The organism is Paenarthrobacter sp. OM7 (genome assembly GCF_029873575.1).
Taxonomy (GTDB): Bacteria; Actinomycetota; Actinomycetes; order Actinomycetales; family Micrococcaceae; genus Arthrobacter.
Genome location: NZ_CP123579.1, coordinates 731,722 through 750,744, shown reverse-complemented (window position 1 = coordinate 750,744; position 19,023 = coordinate 731,722). Strand labels below are relative to the sequence as shown.

At 65.0% G+C, this 19,023-nt stretch carries 13 protein-coding genes, 1 tRNA gene and 1 other RNA gene; 11 read left to right on the top strand and 4 right to left on the bottom strand.

Annotation, left to right across the window (positions count from 1 at the left end):
• Positions 1 to 75: 75 nt before the first annotated feature.
• Complete coding sequence (locus QEH68_RS03590) at positions 76 to 999, top strand: oxygenase MpaB family protein (protein WP_207596188.1); 924 nt, start codon at positions 76 to 78, stop codon at positions 997 to 999.
• 196 nt (positions 1,000 to 1,195) lie between these two features.
• On the opposite strand, the gene QEH68_RS03585 is transcribed toward QEH68_RS03590, so the two are convergent.
• Positions 1,196 to 4,669, bottom strand: coding sequence for a bifunctional proline dehydrogenase/L-glutamate gamma-semialdehyde dehydrogenase (locus QEH68_RS03585; protein ID WP_280626539.1), 3,474 nt, complete (start codon positions 4,667 to 4,669; stop codon positions 1,196 to 1,198).
• 123 nt (positions 4,670 to 4,792) lie between these two features.
• Between QEH68_RS03585 and QEH68_RS03580 the strand changes: the two genes are divergently transcribed.
• Positions 4,793 to 5,722 (top strand): LysR family transcriptional regulator, encoded by a 930-nt coding sequence (locus tag QEH68_RS03580; protein WP_207596186.1) that lies wholly within the window; start codon positions 4,793 to 4,795, stop codon positions 5,720 to 5,722.
• A gap of 65 nt (positions 5,723 to 5,787) precedes the next feature.
• Here QEH68_RS03580 and QEH68_RS03575 read toward each other — a convergent pair.
• Positions 5,788 to 5,872, bottom strand: a tRNA-Ser gene (locus tag QEH68_RS03575).
• Between the two features lie 304 nt (positions 5,873 to 6,176).
• Here QEH68_RS03575 and QEH68_RS03570 point away from each other — a divergent pair.
• The 5 genes from QEH68_RS03570 to QEH68_RS03550 all read left to right on the top strand — a co-directional run bounded on the left by QEH68_RS03570 (position 6,177) and on the right by QEH68_RS03550 (position 11,183).
• Positions 6,177 to 6,500 carry a hypothetical protein gene (locus tag QEH68_RS03570; RefSeq protein ID WP_280626538.1) on the top strand — a complete coding sequence of 108 codons (324 nt, stop codon included), beginning with the start codon at positions 6,177 to 6,179 and terminating at the stop codon, positions 6,498 to 6,500.
• Positions 6,501 to 6,588: 88 nt separating this feature from the next.
• An RNA gene (ffs, locus tag QEH68_RS03565) (signal recognition particle sRNA small type) lies at positions 6,589 to 6,685 on the top strand.
• A 33-nt stretch (positions 6,686 to 6,718) separates the two neighbouring features.
• Positions 6,719 to 9,922 (top strand): DNA polymerase III subunit gamma and tau, encoded by a 3,204-nt coding sequence (locus QEH68_RS03560; protein ID WP_280626537.1) that lies wholly within the window; start codon positions 6,719 to 6,721, stop codon positions 9,920 to 9,922.
• A 33-nt stretch (positions 9,923 to 9,955) separates the two neighbouring features.
• Complete coding sequence (gene recR / locus QEH68_RS03555; protein WP_089593619.1) at positions 9,956 to 10,555, top strand: recombination mediator RecR; 600 nt, start codon at positions 9,956 to 9,958, stop codon at positions 10,553 to 10,555.
• A 37-nt stretch (positions 10,556 to 10,592) separates the two neighbouring features.
• Positions 10,593 to 11,183 (top strand): dihydrofolate reductase family protein, encoded by a 591-nt coding sequence (locus QEH68_RS03550; RefSeq protein ID WP_280626535.1) that lies wholly within the window; start codon positions 10,593 to 10,595, stop codon positions 11,181 to 11,183.
• Here QEH68_RS03550 and QEH68_RS03545 read toward each other — a convergent pair.
• Positions 11,180 to 12,265, bottom strand: coding sequence for a hypothetical protein (locus QEH68_RS03545; protein WP_280626533.1), 1,086 nt, complete (start codon positions 12,263 to 12,265; stop codon positions 11,180 to 11,182). The genes QEH68_RS03550 and QEH68_RS03545 overlap by 4 nt on opposite strands.
• A 251-nt stretch (positions 12,266 to 12,516) precedes the next feature.
• Here QEH68_RS03545 and QEH68_RS03540 point away from each other — a divergent pair, with 251 nt between their 5' ends.
• On the top strand, positions 12,517 to 12,897 hold the full coding sequence (locus QEH68_RS03540) for a DUF427 domain-containing protein (RefSeq protein ID WP_348537383.1): 381 nt from the start codon (positions 12,517 to 12,519) through the stop codon (positions 12,895 to 12,897).
• A gap of 139 nt (positions 12,898 to 13,036) precedes the next feature.
• Entirely contained in the window at positions 13,037 to 14,383 is a 1,347-nt protein-coding gene (locus QEH68_RS03535) for an aspartate kinase (RefSeq protein ID WP_011773413.1), read from the top strand.
• Positions 14,384 to 14,455: 72 nt separating this feature from the next.
• Here the strand turns inward: QEH68_RS03535 and QEH68_RS03530 are convergent, their stop codons facing one another.
• Positions 14,456 to 15,052 (bottom strand): TetR/AcrR family transcriptional regulator, encoded by a 597-nt coding sequence (locus tag QEH68_RS03530; protein WP_207596182.1) that lies wholly within the window; start codon positions 15,050 to 15,052, stop codon positions 14,456 to 14,458.
• Between the two features lie 135 nt (positions 15,053 to 15,187).
• On the opposite strand from QEH68_RS03530, the gene QEH68_RS03525 reads away from it, so the two are divergent.
• Both QEH68_RS03525 and QEH68_RS03520 read left to right on the top strand, forming a co-directional pair.
• Positions 15,188 to 16,468, top strand: a complete 1,281-nt coding sequence (locus QEH68_RS03525) for an MFS transporter (RefSeq protein ID WP_242703512.1) — start codon at positions 15,188 to 15,190, stop codon at positions 16,466 to 16,468.
• On the top strand, positions 16,469 to 18,964 hold the full coding sequence (locus QEH68_RS03520; RefSeq protein ID WP_280626527.1) for a glycoside hydrolase family 3 C-terminal domain-containing protein: 2,496 nt from the start codon (positions 16,469 to 16,471) through the stop codon (positions 18,962 to 18,964).
• Positions 18,965 to 19,023 lie beyond the last annotated feature (59 nt).

The following is a 19,023-nucleotide window of genomic DNA, read 5'->3' as shown; positions in this document are numbered from 1 at the left end:
AGCCCTGATGCATCCGTCATCAGGGCTTTATCTGTCCACAATCTGCTCTGTACACCTCCGCTAAATGGAGGTCTCATGGGATCTATGAGGAATTACCTCACGGAGTACAGGCACGAGCTGCAGCGCACCTTCACGGGAACGTCGGGCACGCCTCCGGAGTGGGTGCCGCGGCTCGCAGACGGGAACGACGCCGGATATCACCTCCCGGGGTCGGCCGTCTGGGCGGTGCACGGCCACGTGGCCACCATCGTGGCGGGCATCCGCGTCCTGCTGATGCAGGCCCTCCATCCCGGCGCGCTCGCTGGCGTCTACGAACACTCCGGCTTCCAGAAGGACCCCTTGGGGCGCCTCGCGAACACCGTGCGGTGGATCTTCACGGTAACGTACGGCTCCACGGAGGCCGCTGAAGCCGCGACCGCCCGGGTCCGGAAGATCCATGAGCGGGTCCGGGGAACCTACCGTGACGGACAGGGCGTGGAGCGCGAATACGCCGCCAACGATCCCGAACTCCTCCGCTGGGTCCACGTCACCTACGCGGACTCCTTCCTCACTGCCAACCGGATCTGGGGCAGGGCAATCCCGGGCGGCCCCGATGCCTACGTCCGCGAATGGGCAGCGGCAGGACGGCTCATGGGAGTTCTGGACCCGCCACTCACCGAGGCCCAGGTCCGTGACGAACTGGAGCAGTGGTACGCCTCGGGGATACTCCGGGCCGATGAGCGGCTTGCCGAGACGGTGTCCTTCATCCGCTATCCTCCCCTGAGCCCACTCCTCAAGCCCGGTTACCGCATACTGTTCGCGGCCGCCGTCGCAAGCCTTGAGCCCAAGTACCGGGACTTGCTCGGCCTCCGGCCCGCCAGGCTTGGCCCCGTGCCCTTGCCGGCCATCCTGGCGGCGCGTGGCGTGCTGGGGATGGTCCGATTCGCCCTGGGCTCCCACGGTCCCAGCGAGCAAGCAGCGCTGCGCAGGCTGCAAAGGCTGGGCTACGCCGAGGCCTGAAGTGCCTTTCGCCGAGGGGCTGGCTCTAAACCCTTCGCTCTTCGCCGAGGGGTCAGATCTCAACCCTTTGAGCCTCCCATAAAGGCGAAAGCCAACCCCTCGGCGGGGACCCACGTGGTGTGGACTTCGCCGAGGGGCTGGCTTTCAACCTTTTGGTGCGTGCTTAGTGCCGAGAGGTCACTCCTCGGCGCACAAACTAGATCAGGTGATCCGACAGGTGGTTCGGTGTGCCGAAGCGGTGGGCCGTGATGGAAACGGCCTGCTCGCGGAGGAACGGCAGCATCTCGATCCGGCCTGCCTGGGTCACAGCACCGTGGTAAACAGCCACATCCGGACGGCCGCCCATCGCTGCGCTCAGCGCTGCGAAATCGCCACCGATCAGGCGGATCCGGCCGGCGTCGAAGTTGGCCGCACGGCCCAGCCACGCGGCGTCGTCCTCGATCCGGACGCTGACGCCCAGGTTCGCGAACACGGTCACAACGGCATCAGGAAGTACGACGGCGGAGCTCACCTTGAGGGCCGAGCCCGCCACTGCTCCGGCTGCTGCCACGCGCAGCAGGTCAGCGAGCCGCCCACCTTCGGAGAGGCGGATGGTGACCGGGAGGGAGCGGTAGCGGAAGACGTTGCGCTCTGCGGAGAGGGCGGAGACGTCCTTGCGGGTGCCGAACTCGGATTCCCAGGCTGCGGCGTCGCTGAAGAGCGACTGCTGCAGGGTCTGGAGTTCTTCAGCGGTAACGTCGGCGGACTTTGCAGCAGCGAGGAGCTGAGCGGCTGCGCCCTGGAGCACCGTGCCGCGCTTGGCCTTGGCTTCGGCGGGGAGCCAGCTGCCCAAGCCGATCAGGTAGTTCGGTCCACCGGCCTTGGTTCCGGCACCGACTGCCGACTTCTTCCATCCACCGAACGGCTGGCGCTGCACGATTGCACCGGTGATGCCGCGGTTGACGTACAGGTTTCCGGCCTGGATGGTGTCCAGCCAGACGCCCATTTCAGCGGAGTCCAGGGAGTGCAAGCCGGCGGTGAGGCCGTACTCAATCTCGTTCTGGATGGCGATGGCTTCCTCCAGGGTCTCTGCGGTCATGACACCCAGGACCGGGCCGAAGAACTCGGTCAGGTGGAAGTAGGAGCCACGCTTGACGCCGGAGCGGATGCCCGGGGACCACAAACGGCCGGTTTCGTCGAGGCGCTCGGGCTTGATGGCCCAGGTTTCGCCGTCGCCCAGGGTGGTGAGGGCATTGAGGAGTTTGCCGTTGGCCGGTTCGATGATCGGCCCCATCTGCGTGGTGGCGTCCTCCGGGTAGCCCACGGTCAGGGAGCGTGCGGCGTCGATCAGCTGGTTGTGGAAGCGGGCGCTCTTGGCAACCGAGCCCACCAGGATCACCAGGGATGCGGCGGAGCACTTCTGGCCCGCGTGACCGAACGCCGAGTACACAACGTCCTTGGCAGCGAGGTCCAGGTCAGCGCTCGGGGTGACGATAATGGCGTTCTTTCCGGAGGTCTCCGCGAGCAGCGGCAGGTCCTGGCGGAAGGAGCGGAACAGCTCGGCGGTTTCGTAGCCGCCGGTGAGGATGACGCGGTCAACGCTCGGGTGCGAGACCAGCTGGGTGCCAAGGTCACGCTCTTCGAGCTGCACCAGGGCCAGCACTTCGCGAGGCACGCCGGCTTCCCACAGCGCGTCCACCATGACGGAACCGGAACGGCGGGCCTGCTTTGCAGGCTTGATCACGACGGCGGAGCCTGAGGCGAGCGCTGCGAGCGTCGAGCCTGCGGGGATCGCCACCGGGAAGTTCCACGGCGGGGTCACCACGGTGAGGTTGGCTGGGACGAACGTGGCGCCGTCGACCGTTTCCAGGTCCTTGGCGCGCTCGGCGTAATAGTGCGCGAAGTCGATTGCTTCGCTGACCTCGGGGTCGCCTTGGTCGATGGTCTTCCCGGTCTCCGACGCCATGACTTCCAGGAGTTCGGCACGGCGGGCTTCAAGGATGTCGCCGGCGCGGTGCAGGATCGCTGCACGCTCCGCGGCGGGACGGGCGCCCCATGCCTTGCCGTGTTCCACGGCGGTAGCGATGATGCGGTCCAGCTCGGCGGCGTCGGAGACCTTGGTGGACTCCACGATCTTGTTGCCTGCGGTGGAACCGGGGATGCGCTTGAGGATGTCGCGCCCCCAGGCACGGTTGGCCGGGAGGGCAGGGTCGGTGTCAGGCGTGTTGCTGAAGCCCTCGAGCGGGGCAGGCTCAGCCGGGAGGCGGCGGTCCTGCTTGCGGTTAGGGCCGGGAACTTCGTCCGTCATTCCGGCGAGGGAGTCCAGGAAGCGCTGCTGCTCGCGCTTGAACAGGGCTTCATTTTCGCTCAGTTCGAAGACCGCGGACATGAAGTTTTCCTGGCTCGCGCCTTCTTCGAGGCGGCGGATCAAGTAGGCGATGGCGACGTCGAACTCGCCCGGGTGGACCACCGGCGTGTAGAGCAGGAGGCTGCCGACGTCCTTGCGGACTGCGGTGGCCTGGCCGGTCGCCATGCCCAGGAGCATCTCGAATTCGATGGCTTTCGGTCCCTGCTGGGCAATCCCACGCTGCTTGGCTAGCAACCACGCAAAGGCGACATCGAACAGGTTGTGGCCTGCGACGCCGATGCGGACCGCGTCAATGCGCTCCGGAGTGAGGGCGTAGTTGATGACGTTCTTGTAGCTGGTGTCCGAGTCCTGCTTGGTGCCCCACGTGGCCAGCGGCCAGTCATGAAGGGAAGCTTCAACCTGCTCCATGGGAAGGTTGGCGCCCTTGACCACACGAACCTTGATGGGGGCGCCTCCCTGGGCGCGGCGTGCGGTGGCCCACTCCTGCAGTTCCTGCATGGCACCGAGGGCGTCGGGGAGGTAGGCCTGGAGGACGATGCCGGCTTCCAGGTTCTTGAACTCCGGCATGTCCAGGATGCGCTTGAACACCGCGATGGTCATGCTGAGATCCTTGTATTCCTCCATGTCCAGGTTGATGAACTTGGGCTTGGGGAAGGACGCGGCAAGGCGGTACAGCGGGGTGAGCTTCTCCACCACGTGGTCGACGGCTTCGTCGAAGGCCCACGGGGAGTGCGGTGCCACGGTGGAGGACTCCTTGATGGAAACGTAGTCCACGTCATCGCGGGCCAGGAGTTTCAGGGTGCCTTCCAGGCGACGCTGCGCTTCGTGCTCGCCCAGGACGGCTTCGCCGAGGAGGTTCACATTCAAGTGCACACCGTCCTGGCGGATCTTGGCGATGGCCGGGCCGAGCTTGGCGTCAGTGGCGTCCACGATCAGGTGGCCCACCATTTCGCGGAGCACGCGGCGGGCGATCGGGATAACTACCTGCGGGACGATCGGAGCCATGACGCCACCTACGCGGACCGCGCTGCGCATGTACCACGGGAGGAATTTGGGCACCTTGGGTGCCAACTCTGCGAGTTTACGGCCGGCGACCGACAGGTCCTCGGGGCGGATGACGCCATCGACGAATCCAACCGTGAAGTCCAGGCCGTTGGGGTCTTTCAAAACGCCGGCGAGGCGCTGGGCGGAGACATCCACGGGGATCTTGCCGGCTTCTGTGAGCCAGTGGCGGACCAACGCGATGGCTTCCTGCGCCAAAGCATCGAACTGTCCGGAATCCTGGCTGCTCGGGGCGGTGGCATCCGGGATGGTGCTGGTCATGGGGGCTCCTTCTGGGACGGAGAAGTTTGTTTGTTTCCATCAGTATGGATCTACAATCACGTTAGGAAAAGCGATCTTTTCTGACGAATATTGATTACCCATCCCGATCTTTTGGAGGCCCCCGTGCTGGACGTCCGCAGGCTGCGTTTGCTGCACGAGTTGAAGATCCGCGGGACCCTCGCGGAGGTGGCCGATGCCATGCAGTACAGCCCATCTTCAGTGTCCCAACAGTTGACTCTCCTGGAGAAGGAAGCCGGCGTGGAATTGCTGCGCAAAGCGGGGCGTCGCGTGCAGCTGACGCCCCAGGCAGAGATCCTCGTGGCACACACGGCGGCGCTGCTGGAAACGCTGGAGCGTGCGGAAACCGAGCTCGCCGCCTCGCTTTCCATGGTCACGGGAACGGTTCGCTTGGCCGTCTTCCAGTCCGCGGCCCTGGCCCTGCTGCCGGATTTCCTCACCATCATGCGGCACGAGTATCCCGAGGTGCGCGTGGAAATGACCCAACGCGAGCCCGAGACTGCCCTCTACGAAACATGGGCGCGGGACTTCGACCTTGTGGTGGCCGAGCAATACCCCGGCCACGCTGCTCCGCACCACAGCGGGTTGGACCGCGTCACCCTCACCAGCGACGCCATCCGCCTGGCCACTCCCCCGGTGGGACTCGGCGGCGAAACGGTATCGACGCTCGCGGACACCGCGTTGATGCCGTGGGTCATGGAACCCCGCGGCGCAGCCTCAAGGCACTGGGCAGAGCAAGCCTGCCGGTCCGCGGGCTTCGAACCCGACGTCAGATACGAAACGGCCGATCTCCAAGCGCAGATCCGGCTCATTGAATCCGGGAATGCCGTGGCACTCATGCCGGACCTTGTGTGGACCGGGCGCTCGCGTACCGTTCAACTGCTGGATCTCCCGGCCCTGCCAAAGCGCACCGTGTTCACCTCCACCAGGACAGCAGGCCGCATCCACCCCGCAACCGCAGCCTGCCGCGAAGTGTTGGAAAGGGTGGCGGCGGCGCAGCAGCAGGACGCCGAGCAGCACGCGGACGCGGGCTGAGGCCGCGGACGCGGACTACCTTCAGGAAACGCAAAAGGCCCCAGTCCAAGGACTGGGGCCAACCGCGGAGAATGGGGGATTTGAACCCCCGAGGGCGTTAACCCAACACGCGTTCCAGGCGTGCGCCATAGGCCGCTAGGCGAATTCTCCTTGCTTCCGATTCGAAAGCAGATACTACTGTACCTGAGAATTTCGGCAACGTGTAATCGGGCCGAATGACCACCCCTGGAAGGCCTCGGAAACACGTCCGTTAACGGAAAAATGGACGCCCCCAACGCGCCCATTCTTGCGGTACATCGTTGAGCTGCCGGGTCCGGCCCCTCGCTCCCAGGCCCCGCAGCTCACAATCTTGAGATTGCCCCAATCGGTGTACATACCCATAGTCCGCTGTGATACCGGCTTTTGCAATGGTTGAGACCTGTTTGTAGCCGAAGTTTATTGACAGGATGTTCCCATGACGCAGCTCCACGCCTTGGTCGTTTACGTTCCTGAGACGCATATCGAAGAAGTCCTCCTGGCCATTGGCGACGCCGGCGCCGGGCGGATCGGCAACTACTCCCACTGCGCCTTTACGTCGCCAGGTACTGGCCGCTTCACGCCCCTGCCCGGAGCGCGACCCTCCGTAGGTGAGGTGGGGATTGAGGAGCAGGTGCCGGAAACCCGGGTCGAGTGCGTGGTGGAGGAGAACATGCTCGACGGCCTGGTGCAGGCCCTGCGGGCCGCCCACCCCTACGAGGAACCGGCTTTCATGACGTGGCCGGTGAATGGGTGGCGGTGATTCACGCAACCCAGCCACCCGCCGTCGAGCCTTATCCACAGGCCTTCAGGCCGATTCGAACCCCAACCCAAGTTCGGGTAAGCTTGTCGACGGCCCCTCATGTGGCGTCATCCTGTTGAACTCCCCCAGGACCGGAAGGTAGCAAGGGTAGATGGGCTCTGGCGGGTGCATGAGGGGTCACTTATTTAAATGTCAGTCTCTATAGGTAGGTTTCACTTGTGACTGTTACAACTGCCCTGTATCGAAGGTATCGCCCGGACTCTTTCGCGGACGTTATCGGGCAGGAACACGTCACGGAGCCGCTGATGACGGCGCTCCGCAAGAACCGCGTGAACCACGCCTACCTCTTCTCCGGCCCCCGCGGCTGCGGCAAGACCACGTCGGCGCGCATCCTGGCCCGCTGCCTGAACTGTGCCGAGGGCCCCACCGACACCCCTTGCGGCAAATGCCCCAGCTGTATCGAGCTCGCCCGCGGCGGCTCGGGTTCCCTGGACGTCATCGAGATCGACGCCGCCAGCCACGGTGGCGTCGACGACGCCCGCGATCTCCGCGAACGCGCAACCTTCGCCCCTGTCCGGGACCGCTACAAGATCTTCATCATCGACGAGGCCCACATGGTCACGTCGGCCGGCTTCAACGCGCTTCTGAAGATCGTCGAAGAGCCGCCGGAACATATCAAGTTCATCTTCGCCACCACGGAGCCGGACAAAGTCATCGGGACCATCCGCTCCCGCACGCACCACTACCCCTTCCGGCTGGTGCCACCCGAGCCCCTGATGCAGTACCTCGAGCTTCTCTGCCAACAGGAGAACGTGCCGGTGGCTCCCGGCGTGCTCTCGCTGGTCATCCGCGCCGGTGGCGGCTCGGTCCGCGACACCCTGTCGGTGCTGGATCAGCTCATGGCTGGCGCCGGACCGAATGGCCTGGACTATGAACTCGCTGTGGCCCTGCTCGGCTACACACACGCTTCCTTGCTGGACGACATCGTGGATGCCGTTGCAGCCTCCGACGCCGCGGTGGTCTTCAAGGCCGTGGATCGCGTTATCCAGACCGGGCACGATCCCCGCCGATTCGTTGAAGACCTGCTGGAACGCTTCCGCGACCTCATCATCGTCCAGGCGATGCCCGAGAGCGCACAGGCGATCCTCCGTGGCATGCCCGCGGACCAGATCGCCCGCATGCGCAACCAGGCCACCAACCTGGGCGCTGCCGAACTCTCCCGGGCGGCCGACGTCACCAACACCGCCCTCACCGAGATGACGGGCGCCACCTCGCCCCGGCTGCACCTTGAACTGCTGTGCGCCCGAATCCTGCTGCCAAGCGCTGAGCAGACCGAGCGAGGCATCGCTGCCCGCATCGACCGCGTGGAACGTCGCCTGAATTACGCGGGCGACGGCGGCGCGCCGGCCGTTGCTGCCGGCCCGCCTGCTACGGCGGCTGCTGCGCCTGTTGCACAGCCGACGCCGGCCCTCGCCTCTGCGCCCGTGGCACCAGTTGCCGTTGAGCCCGCACCTTCCGTGCCGGCACCCGCTGCATCGGCACCTGCTGCGCCGGCTGCTTCGCCGCGGACGCCTGCTTCGGCACCTGCCGCGCCCGCGCCGGCCGCTGACGCCGGGTCGCGCGACGCCATCACAGCACCACGAGTGTCCACCAGCGATTGGCCTGTTGAGGACCGCCAGGCTTCCGGTCGTGCTCCGCAGGCTGCTGCACCTCAGGCTGCCCCCGCCCCGGCTGATCGCGTCCAGGCCCCCACCTCGCAGCCCAGTCCTGTTCAAGCGCCGGCGCCAGAACAGTCCCCGGCAGCACCACCTGTTCAAGCCCCACCGCAGGCAGCCCCAGCGCAATCGGCGCCCCAAGCTCCGCAGCCCGCTACCGCGGGAGGACCTGCTGGTTCTGGAGGAAGCGGAGATGTGGAGGCTCTGCGTCGCGCATGGCCCGACGTCTTGCAGACCCTGACCAAGATCAAGCGCAGCACGTGGGCGCTGGTGGAGCCTAACGCCCAGGTTGCCCAGTTCGACGGCCAGGTCCTGACTCTGGCATTCACAACGGGCGGCCTTGCGGGCGCGTTCGGCCGCGCAGACCACGCCGAGAACCTTCGCCAAGCGATCCACAAGACCCTTGGCATCGACTGCCAGATCGTGGCAGTCGCTGGCGGCAACAGCTCAGCGAGCTCTGAGCCAAACCCAAAAGCGCCTACTAGCCGGGAATCTCCGGCTGCTGCAGCACCAGCGGGCGCCCTGGCGTCGGCGCGTGCTGAAACAGCCTCGGTGCCGGCACCGGTGTCAGCTGTCGACTCCGCGTGGGGTCTAGCACCTGCTGCCGCACCGGCAGCATCTGTTCCGGCAGCAGCATCCGTGCCAGCGAGGGCCACCCCTGCCCAGGCGGAACCCACCGCACCGGCACCCACAGTCCCAACGCCGGCTGCCCACATTCCGGAACCGGCTGTTTCAACGCAAGCACCGACCACGCCGACCCCCGCCTCAACGCCGACTCCCGAGCCCTCCGGCGACTACTCGTACCCTGACGACGACTGGGGTCCGCCGCTCGACGAGGACGCTCCGCCCCTGGACGAAGAGCCACCTGCGGATTGGGAGCCCCCGTCGGGATATGGCCAACCGAGTACTGCACCCGCGGCGCCTGCAACTGCGACACCGGCACCCAGTGTCCCCGCTTCCCCTTCGAGTGCCTCGGCGCCGTCAGCGGCCACCACGTCGGCCCCAGCAAGCAGCGCAACTACGGCTGCATCTTCGCCATCAGCGGGCACCGCCAAGCCCACAGCAGCGTCCGACGACCCGTGGTCCAGGGCCGTCGAGCAAGCGCCGGGTACTTGGGTCGTGGGCACAGAGTCCAACGTGGGCAAGAAACCCGCCGAAGCGGCCGAAGAAACCGCAACGGCGCCGGACGCTCCCGACTACGAGCCGGCCGCAGCCCAGGTTCCGGAAGCAACCACCGGCACCTACGGCCACCCGACCAACGCGGAACAGAACCCAAGTTCAAGCTGGGACGTCGCACCGGCGTCGAGCTGGCCCGCAACACAATCGATGCCCGAGCCCGTCAGCAGCGGCGCCCCCGCAGGAAGCAGCAACGCCGCCGCGCCGACCTGGCCCTCCTTGGCGGCCCAACCCGAGGAAGCGCATGGTTCGGTTGCCACGCTGGAGGAGGCCGCGCCGTCGGGCAATCCGAATGGCCGCCAGAGCCTGTACCAGCGGTTGACCAACAGCCCCGAAGCCCAGGCTGGCCGTGTCCAAGCGCCGGTAAGGACCCCGGTGAAGCCGGACTCCGTGCCGGAGGACATCCCCAGCCCGGAGGACGAGACCATCGAGGAATCGAGGGTCTTTGGGCGGGCAGCTGTGGAGCGTATTCTGGGCGGAAAGCTGATCGAAGAGCGCGCCTTGGACGGTTCTCCCCTGCACAACCGCTGATTCCAGCATTGATTTCAACCAAATGAGGACATTGTGTACGAAGGTGCAGTTCAGGAGCTGATTGACGAGCTCGGCCGGCTTCCCGGTGTGGGCCCCAAGTCAGCGCAGCGCCTGGCATTTCACATCCTGGAGGCTGATCCAGAGGACATGAAGCGCCTGGTTACGGCCATCACCACTGTCAAGGAACGCGTGAAGTTCTGCTCCGTGTGCTTCAACGTGACCGAGCAGGAAAAGTGCAACATCTGCCGCGACCAGCGCCGAGACCCGTCGGTCATCTGTGTGGTTGAGGAGTCCAAGGACGTCCTGGCTGTGGAACGCACCCGGTCCTTCCGCGGCCGCTATCACGTGCTGGGTGGGGCCATCAACCCCATTGCGGGCATCGGTCCGGAGCAGTTGCGGATCCGGGAACTCCTCACACGCCTCAATGATGGCGCCATCCAGGAGATCATCATCGCCACCGACCCCAACCTTGAGGGCGAAGCGACTGCAACGTATTTAGCCCGCATGCTCAAGTCGATCGGAATCACGGTGACACGACTCGCGTCGGGCCTGCCGGTGGGTGGAGACCTGGAGTACGCCGACGAAGTTACCCTCGGCAGGGCCTTCGAGGGCAGGCGCAACGCCTTGTTGTAGTCTCGCAATCACCAACAACAACCGTGATGGGGGTCCCGTGCGAGAGCTTGTGTACTACGTTGCCGTCAGCCTGGATGGGTACATTGCCGGTCCGGGAGGGGAATTCGACGCGTTTCCGGTGGAAGGTGACCATATGGCCGCCCAAATTGAGCGCTTCCCCGAAGCCATACCCACAGTGGCCGCGGACGCCATGGGCATCGAACAAGGCAAAGCGACCTTCGACGCCGTCGTGATGGGCTGGAACACTTACGCCGTAGGTCTACCAGCTGGCATGACCAGCCCTTATCAGCATCTTAAGCAGGTGGTCTTTTCCCGGTCGCACACCAAGGCGGACATCCCGGGCGAGCACCCAAACCTGGAGCTGACCCAGGAGAACCCGGTGGACGTAGTCCGCAGATTGAAGTCCGAGCCAGGTAAGTCGATCTGGCTATGTGGAGGCGGCCATCTGGCTACGCAGCTTTCCGGTGAAATCGACAGACTGGTTCTGAAACGAAGCCCACTCCTGTTCGGCGATGGCATACCGCTCTTCGCGCCGGGTGCCTACCAGCCAAGCGCCTTCGAAGAGGTTACGACGACGACGTTCGGCTCCGGCGTCGTGATTTCCGAGTACGTGCGCCGAGGGGCCTAGCCAGAGCCTGTCGCCAGTCGCCGGGCCCTAAGCCGCCGGCCAGGTACCAGCACCAGGCCGGCCACCAAGGACTGCAGCGCGAGGCCGGTCACGAAGACAGGAACCGACGGTGCCAGCCCGTCACTGGATTCGCCACCGAGGCACGGCACATCGCGTGAGGGCCCATCGGCGGCCCACTGCAGGCCGGCCAGCAGCCAGCCAAGTTCATTGTCCGTAGGCACCACGTCGGCGCCCACGCTTCCCAAAAGCAGGGCCGGGTTGGCTGCCGCAAACCAGGCAACCCGTTCTGTGTGGACCACTTCAACCGGGCGGAGATTGCCCACGCACTCGTAGGCAATGATCCTGCCGGAATCGTCGCGTTCCACGTTCACCGGGACGGAAGCCGTGTCCATCACCGTGGTCCCGGGAAGGAGCAGGATGGTGGCCACCACATTTCCAACGCACAGGAAAGCCACCACCAAGGCGGTCAATGCCGCCCCCGGCGCCGCTGCAGCAAAGCATGCCCGCGCACCCGCACCGATCAGTCCGAACAGGGCCACTTCCAGGATAATAACGACGACGGCGGCAACGGCCAGTGCCGTCGGCCCGCCGACACTGGCGCCCACCACGAGCAAAACACCACCCGCGAGCGCTCCCAAAGCGACTCCTCGAATACCTCCGGCCATCAACAGGACAAGAAGGCGCCCTTGGGAATGTCGGAAGCCCCACACCGCTCCCAGCACAGCGGCAGCGAGCGTAAGGAAGACCGCCGTGATCAAGTAGATGGCACTTGCAACCCTGGTATCGAACCATCCGTTGGCTTCTGCAAAAGAAACCACGGCCGCGGCCAAGCCCCAGGCGGCGGCAATCCCCAGTGCGCAGCCAAGCCAGAACCACCACGAGGTGAAGGATGTCCGGGCACTCCGCCATGCCTCCGCTGCGGCAGCCCCAAAGTTTCCGGCGGTTCGGGGCGGGGACCCGGCTCCTGGCATAGGGCGGGCCAAGCCGGAGGGCTGATCGTCGATCACACCGCCGATCACTTCGTATTCGGGCTCGTTGCCCGCCGGACCCGATGCGTCCGTGTGGTCAGATAAGCCGGCCATCGCCTGCCGAAGTCCTCATGAAGTGGATGGTACGCCGGGCACGCCGTCACCGATACGCCGAAACTTCACGGGGAGATCCCAGCCGAGGGTGCCACCATGGGTGCATGGTCTCCCATCGCAGTGTTTCCGGTGTCTTTCGGCGTCCCCGTCCCATCAAGCCGGCCCCCGGCCAGGAATCGGTATGGGATTACCCGCGGCCGCCCAGAGTGGAGCCTCGATCCGAGCGGATTGTGGTGCGGCTTGGAGGTCAGGTGATTGTTGATACCACTGACTCCGTCAGGGTCCTGGAGACCAGCCATCCTCCTGTCTACTACGTGCCGTTGGACGCCTTCCCGGACGGTGCGCTGGTCCCTGTCGGGGGAACCACTTTCTGCGAGTTCAAGGGCAAGGCCAGTTACTTCACCATCACTGCCGGCGGGACGGTGGTTGAGCGGGCAGGGTGGACCTACCCAAGCCCCGCACGGGGCTTCGAAGCGCTGGGCAGCAGAGTGGCGCTTTACCCGGAGCATATGGACTCGTGCGAGGTGGACGGCGAGCGGGTGACGTTCCAGGAAGGCAACTTCTATGGAGGGTGGATCACACAGCAGGTCGTCGGCCCGTTCAAGGGTGGTCCGGGCACTGCCGGGTGGTAGTCATCGCAGGTAGCCGCCATGTGGTCACAATTCCTGCCCGAACTGCACACGGCGATAAACTGGGCAAATAAGCTACGCAGGCGTGCCCGAATTGGAGCATGCCGCGTTCGAACCCTATTGATGCAGTGAGGGTGCGCGCATGACTATGCCCACTACCGAAGTGAAGATCGAAGAGCTCTCCAACGAGGCTGCCATTACCAAGCAGCTGATCGTTCAGAAGTTCGGCGGTTCCTCGGTTGCCGATGCCGATGGCATCAAGCGGGTCGCACAGCGCGTCGTGGATGCGCAGAAGGCCGGCAACGAGGTTGTGGTTGTTGTCTCCGCAATGGGTGACACCACCGATGAACTCCTGGACCTCGCGGGTCAGGTCACTGACTCCGCTCCCGCCCGCGAAATGGACATGTTGTTGTCCGCCGGCGAACGAATTTCCATGGCCCTCCTTGCCATGGCCATCAACAAGTTCGGCGCTTCCGCGCAGTCCTTCACGGGATCCCAGGCCGGCATGATTACCGACGGCATCCACGGCAAGGCGCGAATTATCGACGTCGACCCCCACCGCATCCGCACCGCACTGGACAAGGGCCACATCGCAATCGTGGCCGGTTTCCAGGGCATGAGCCGCAGCACCAACGAGATCACCACGCTTGGCCGCGGCGGCTCGGACACTACCGCCGTCGCGCTGGCCGCAGCGCTGGAAGCCGATGTCTGCGAGATCTACACGGACGTGGACGGCATCTATACCGCTGACCCGCGCGTGGTGACGTCCGCCCAGAAGATCGACCGAATCTCCAGCGAGGAAATGCTGGAGTTGGCCGCTTCCGGCGCCAAGATCCTGCACCTGCGGTGTGTGGAGTACGCCCGCCGTTTCGGTGTGCCGCTGCACGTCCGTTCCTCATTCAGCCAGCACGAAGGCACGTGGGTCATCCCGGGCGCCGACGAGAAGTTCAACATTCAAGAGGGAGTTGCCTTGGAGCAGCCAATCATCTCCGGCGTTGCACACGACCGGTCCGAAGCCAAGGTCACCGTAGTAGGCGTCCCGGATATCCCCGGCAAAGCTGCGGCGATTTTCCAGGTGATTGCCGATGCGCACTCGAACATCGACATGATTGTCCAGAACGTCTCCACCCACGGCACCGGCCGCACGGACATCTCGTTCACGCTGCCCATCGTTGAGGGTGCCGACGCCCTGGCCGCCCTGCGTGCTGCCGAAGGCCAGATCGGCTTCGAAAGCATTGAATACAACGAGCACGTCGGCAAGCTCTCCCTGATCGGCGCGGGCATGCGTTCGCACCCGGGCGTTTCGGCGACGTTCTTCAAGGCCCTCTCCGACGCCGGGATCAACATCGACATGATCTCCACTTCGGAAATCCGCATCTCCGTGGTCACCAGCGCAGACGCACTGGATGACGCCGTCCGCGCCATCCACAATGCGTTCGAGCTCGACGGCGACGCCGAGGCTACCGTTTACGGCGGCACCGGCCGCTAGGGTCACCAAGGGCAACGCCCCCAAGTAAGTAACAGATAAGGCCGTTCTGAGCGCTCAGAACGGCCTTATCTGTTACTCAGTTGGGTGGGATGGCGCCAGCAGCACCTCGATGAGCTGCCGGAGGCCATCGGCCATGTCCACGTTCTTGTCGTACAGCCACTGCAACTGGAGTCCGTCGAAGGCAGCGACCGTCAACCGTGCCAGCATCACGGAGTTGACGTCTGAGCGGACCTTTCCGGTGGCTTGGCGCCGCTCAATGTCAGCTGCGATGTCCCGCACCACGGTCTCGTAGCGCTCTTTGAAGTAACCGTGGGAATCGTGGTGAGGGTCGTTGGCCGTGGCTGAGGCGACCGCATAGAGGGTGGTCAGCCCAGGCTCACGCTCGTTCCGTTCAGCGATGGGCGCCATCAGGTCAAGGCCCACTCCGATGTCGCCGCCAACGGCAAGCGACCGACGGTCGCGTTCGGCGAGGACTGCGGTGAGAAGCTCCTGCTTGCCTTTGAAGTAGTGGAAAAGTGTGGCTTCCTTAACGCCCACGAGTTCGGCGACCCGCTTCAGCGCGGTCCCCTCGAACCCTTCCGTAGCGAAAACGTCAGTGGCCGTCTGGATGATCTGTTCGCGGCGCTCGGCCCCCTTGGCGTACTGGCCCCGGGCCCTCGTCGTAGACATCCGTTCAGTCTATTTCACGGTTTAAATATCGAGGGTCACTCGACTTTTTTGTCAAAAACCTAGTCACACTAGATTTTCAGGACTAGAGTCATTGCAGCGGCCCAACGGTGGGCCACCCGTTCATCAGGAGGCAATGTGGCCCTCAATATCGATCAGCAGAAGGCAGGCGCGGAAACCGCCGCCCCGGGTACCGGAAGCACCCCGCCTCAATCGGCTTCGCGCGCCTACGTCATCGGCATGCCGATCGCGAGCGCAGGCTTGTGGATGGCAGTCCTCGCCCCAGCCCTGGTAGTCCTCGCCATCAAGGTTTCAGAGATCACCACCCCGGATACCCGCGCGGGTGCGCTCAGCCTCGTCGCAGGAGTGGGAGCGGCCGTTGCACTCCTGGCGAACCCGTTCTTCGGCCGATTGAGTGACCGCACCACCTCCCGCTTCGGGATGCGCAAGCCGTGGATCGTAGGCGGCTCCCTGGTCGGCCTGGCCGCACTCTTCCTGCTGGGCTCCGGGACCAACGTCGGAACCGTCCTGATCGCCTGGGTTGTAGCACAGCTGGGCTTCAACGCTGCTCTGGCTGCCCTCGTAGCCACGCTCCCTGACCAGGCTGGCCCCTCGGAGCGCGGACGCCTGTCCGGCCTGATCGGCATGACGCTTCCCATCGGCCTCGTGGCGGCAGCCTTCTTCGCCCAGATGTTCGACAACGCCCTCCAGATGGCTGTGGTCCCCGGCATCGTGGGAACGGCGGTAGCCATCGCCTTCGCCTTCACCTTCAAGGACCGTGTCCTCACCGAGAAGCCGGCACCTCTGAACGTCAAGGAGATTCTGGGCTCGTTCTACTTCAACCCCAAGGCCTTCCCGGGCCTTGGCTGGGCCTGGTTGACCAAATTCATGGTGTACGTCGGATACTGCGCGGGCCTGCTCTACCTGCCGTACTTCTTCACCGACCACCTCCACGTAGCCGAAACACAGGTGACCAGCCTGGTGTTCCAGGCAACCCTGGTGAGCTCTGCCGGCACTGTGATCACCAGCCTCGCCGGCGGCTGGATCAGCGACCGCCTTGGCAAGCGCAAGAGCATGGTGATCATGTCCGCGCTGATCATGATGGCCGGCCTGATCGTCATCGCCACCAGCACGGGCACCGGCCAGGTCTTGGTAGGCCAGGGCATCCTCGGATTGGGGCTTGGCATCTTCAGCGCCGTGGACGTCGCCCTCATCACGGACCTGCTGCCAAAAGACCAGTCGGAGAATGCCAAAACCTTCGGTGTCTTCAACATTGCACAGGCCCTTCCCCAGTCCCTGGTGCCTGCCATTGCCTTCCCTGTCATCGCACTGGGTGGCTACCCCGCATTGTTCCTCGGTGGTGCGGTAGTCGGCATCATCGGCGCCCTCCTCGTCACACGTATCAAAGGAGTCAAGTAAATGAATCCCACCCTCCCGGCAGCTGTCACGGCGCCACAGGCAGGAACACAGGATGCGGAAGCCAGAATTCAGGAACTGGCCCGGAGTCTGTCCCTCGAGCAGCAGGTGCAGCTCCTGACCGGCGCGGACGTGTGGTCCACGCACGCCATCCCGGAGATCGGACTGTCCCGCGTCGTCATGTCCGATGGGCCCGCAGGCGTCCGCGGCGAAGACTTCGATGAGCGTCACGACTCCGTCTCCTTGCCGTCGTCGTCGGCTTTGTCCGCGACGTGGAGCGTCGAAACGGCCCACCGCTATGGCCAGGTCCTGGGACAGGAGGCCCGCCGCAAGGGCGTCCACGCTGTCCTGGGCCCCACCATCAACCTGCACCGCTCACCGCTGGGCGGACGCCACTTTGAGTGCATGAGCGAGGACCCGCGGCTCACCGCCACCATGGCAGCGGGGTACGTTGCCGGCGTGCAGTCCATGGGGGTCGGCGCCACTCCGAAGCACTACTTGGCCAACGAGGCCGAAACTGAACGCTTCACCGCCGATTCAGTAGTGGACGAACGACCGTTGCGGGAGCTCTACCTGGCAGCCTTCGAGGACGCCATCACCGAAGCCCGCGCCTGGCTGGTCATGAGCTCGTACAACTCCATCAACGGCACCACCGCCAGCGAGAACACGCTCCTTGAAACACCACTGTCCACCGAGTGGGGTTTCGACGGCGTCGTCGTGTCGGACTGGACCGGTGTCCGCTCGGTCGACGCCGCCAACGCACACCAGGACCTGGAAATGCCCGGCCCGGTGGGCCACTGGGGTCCCAAGCTCCTGGCCGCCGTCAACGATGGCCGCGTCAGCCGGGAAGCGATCCTGGAAAAGGTCACCCGGATCCTGCGCCTCGCAGCCCGCGTGGGCTCGCTGGAAGGTTTCGAACCCGCGGTGACCCAGCTCCCCGCAGAACTGAACGGGGCCGCCGTCGCGCGTGAAGTTGCCGTCCGCGGTGCCGTGCTTGTTCGCAACCAGGGCCTGCTACCGCTGGATGCCAAGACGCTCAGCAGTATCGCGGTGATCGGCCACAATGCCGACGAAGCCCGCACCCAAGGCGGCGGCAGCGCCACCGTGATGCCCAAGTACACCGTCTCGCCGCTTGACGGGCTGCGGAAAGCACTGCCCGACGACGTCACAGTCACCTACGCCCGCGGCGCCAAGGTGGCAGAAGGCATCCAGGCTTTCCCCCGCACCTCGCTGCATAACCCGGTCTCCGACGTCCCCGGAATCCGCGTGACCTTCCTCGCCGAAGACGGCACGGAAATCTCCGGAGAAGACCGCCTTGCCTCACACCTCATCTGGTTCGGCGTAGGAATTCCCGACGGCGCCGCCTCCATTCGTATGGAAGCGGACTGGACACCCGAAACAGCAGGCGTGCACCACCTGGGCGTGGGGACCGTGGGATCGATCCGCTTCGTCCTGGACGGCACGGAAGTCTTCAACGGTGAACTTGAGGACGACACCGAGGTCCTCGGGGCCGCCCTGTTCGACCCGCCCAAGACTGTCCACTCCCTTGAAACCGCGGCCGGCCAAGCGGTCCGCATCGAGGCCGAGTACCAGCTGCCCAAGGAGCAGGCCATCCCCTTCACTGCGATCCTGTTGGGCGAGGAAACCGTGGTTCCAGACCCGCAGGCAGAGATCGACGCCGCGGTGGAAGCCGCCCGTGCCTCCGACGTCGCAGTGGTTGTGGTGGGCACCAACGCCGCCATTGAGTCCGAGGGCTTCGACCGCAAGGACCTGGACCTCCCTGGCTACCAGAACCAGTTGGTGGAGGCCGTCGTGGCAGCCAATCCGCGCACGGTGGTGGTGGTGAACTCCGGCTCGCCAGTGCTCATGCCATGGTTGGCCAAGGTGGATGCAGTCCTGCTGGGCTGGTTCGGCGGCCAGGAGTTCGGCAGCGCCATCGCAGACATCCTGCTGGGCATCGAAGAGCCTGGCGGACGCCTGCCCACCACCTGGCCCGCCGCGCTGGAAAACGTCCCGGTGTTGAACACCACCCCCGTTGAGGGCAAGGTGGTCTACGCCGAAGGAATCCACATCGGCTACCGCGCCTGGCTCAAGCAGGAAGCAGAGGGCGGAGCAGCCCCGGCCCTCCCGTTCGGTTATGGCCTCGGGTACACAACGTTCGAGCTCGGCACAGCGCACGCACCGCAGGCGGTGACCGCCGGGAACGACGTCGTGGTCCACGTGCCCGTCAAGAACACCGGCACGCGTACCGGCCGGGAAGTGGTCCAGGTCTATCTGGACCGCGCCGATTCCGCCGTCGAACGTCCCGTCCGCTGGCTTGCCGGCTACGCCGGAACGCACCTTGCCGCGAACGGAACCGAAAGCGTGGAAATACATATCCCCGCCAAGGCGTTTGCACATTACGACGGCGGCTGGCAGTTTGAGCAGGGCACGTTCCGCCTGCTTGTGGGTCGCCACGCGGCCGACCACTTCCAATCATTGGACATCGAACTCCGGTAACACATGGGCGAAATCACGCTGGGTGGCGGGTTTTTTTGCCCGTCACCCACGTGGTTTTC

Coding starts and splice junctions, on each gene's coding strand:
- QEH68_RS03570 (WP_280626538.1), top strand. CDS start 6,177: ATGACGCAGCTCCACGCCTTGGTCGTTTACGTTCCTGAGACGCATATC.
- QEH68_RS03545 (WP_280626533.1), bottom strand. CDS start 12,265: ATGGCCGGCTTATCTGACCACACGGACGCATCGGGTCCGGCGGGCAAC.
- QEH68_RS03585 (WP_280626539.1), bottom strand. CDS start 4,669: ATGACCAGCACCATCCCGGATGCCACCGCCCCGAGCAGCCAGGATTCC.
- QEH68_RS03520 (WP_280626527.1), top strand. CDS start 16,469: ATGAATCCCACCCTCCCGGCAGCTGTCACGGCGCCACAGGCAGGAACA.
- QEH68_RS03590 (WP_207596188.1), top strand. CDS start 76: ATGGGATCTATGAGGAATTACCTCACGGAGTACAGGCACGAGCTGCAG.
- QEH68_RS03530 (WP_207596182.1), bottom strand. CDS start 15,052: ATGTCTACGACGAGGGCCCGGGGCCAGTACGCCAAGGGGGCCGAGCGC.
- QEH68_RS03535 (WP_011773413.1), top strand. CDS start 13,037: ATGACTATGCCCACTACCGAAGTGAAGATCGAAGAGCTCTCCAACGAG.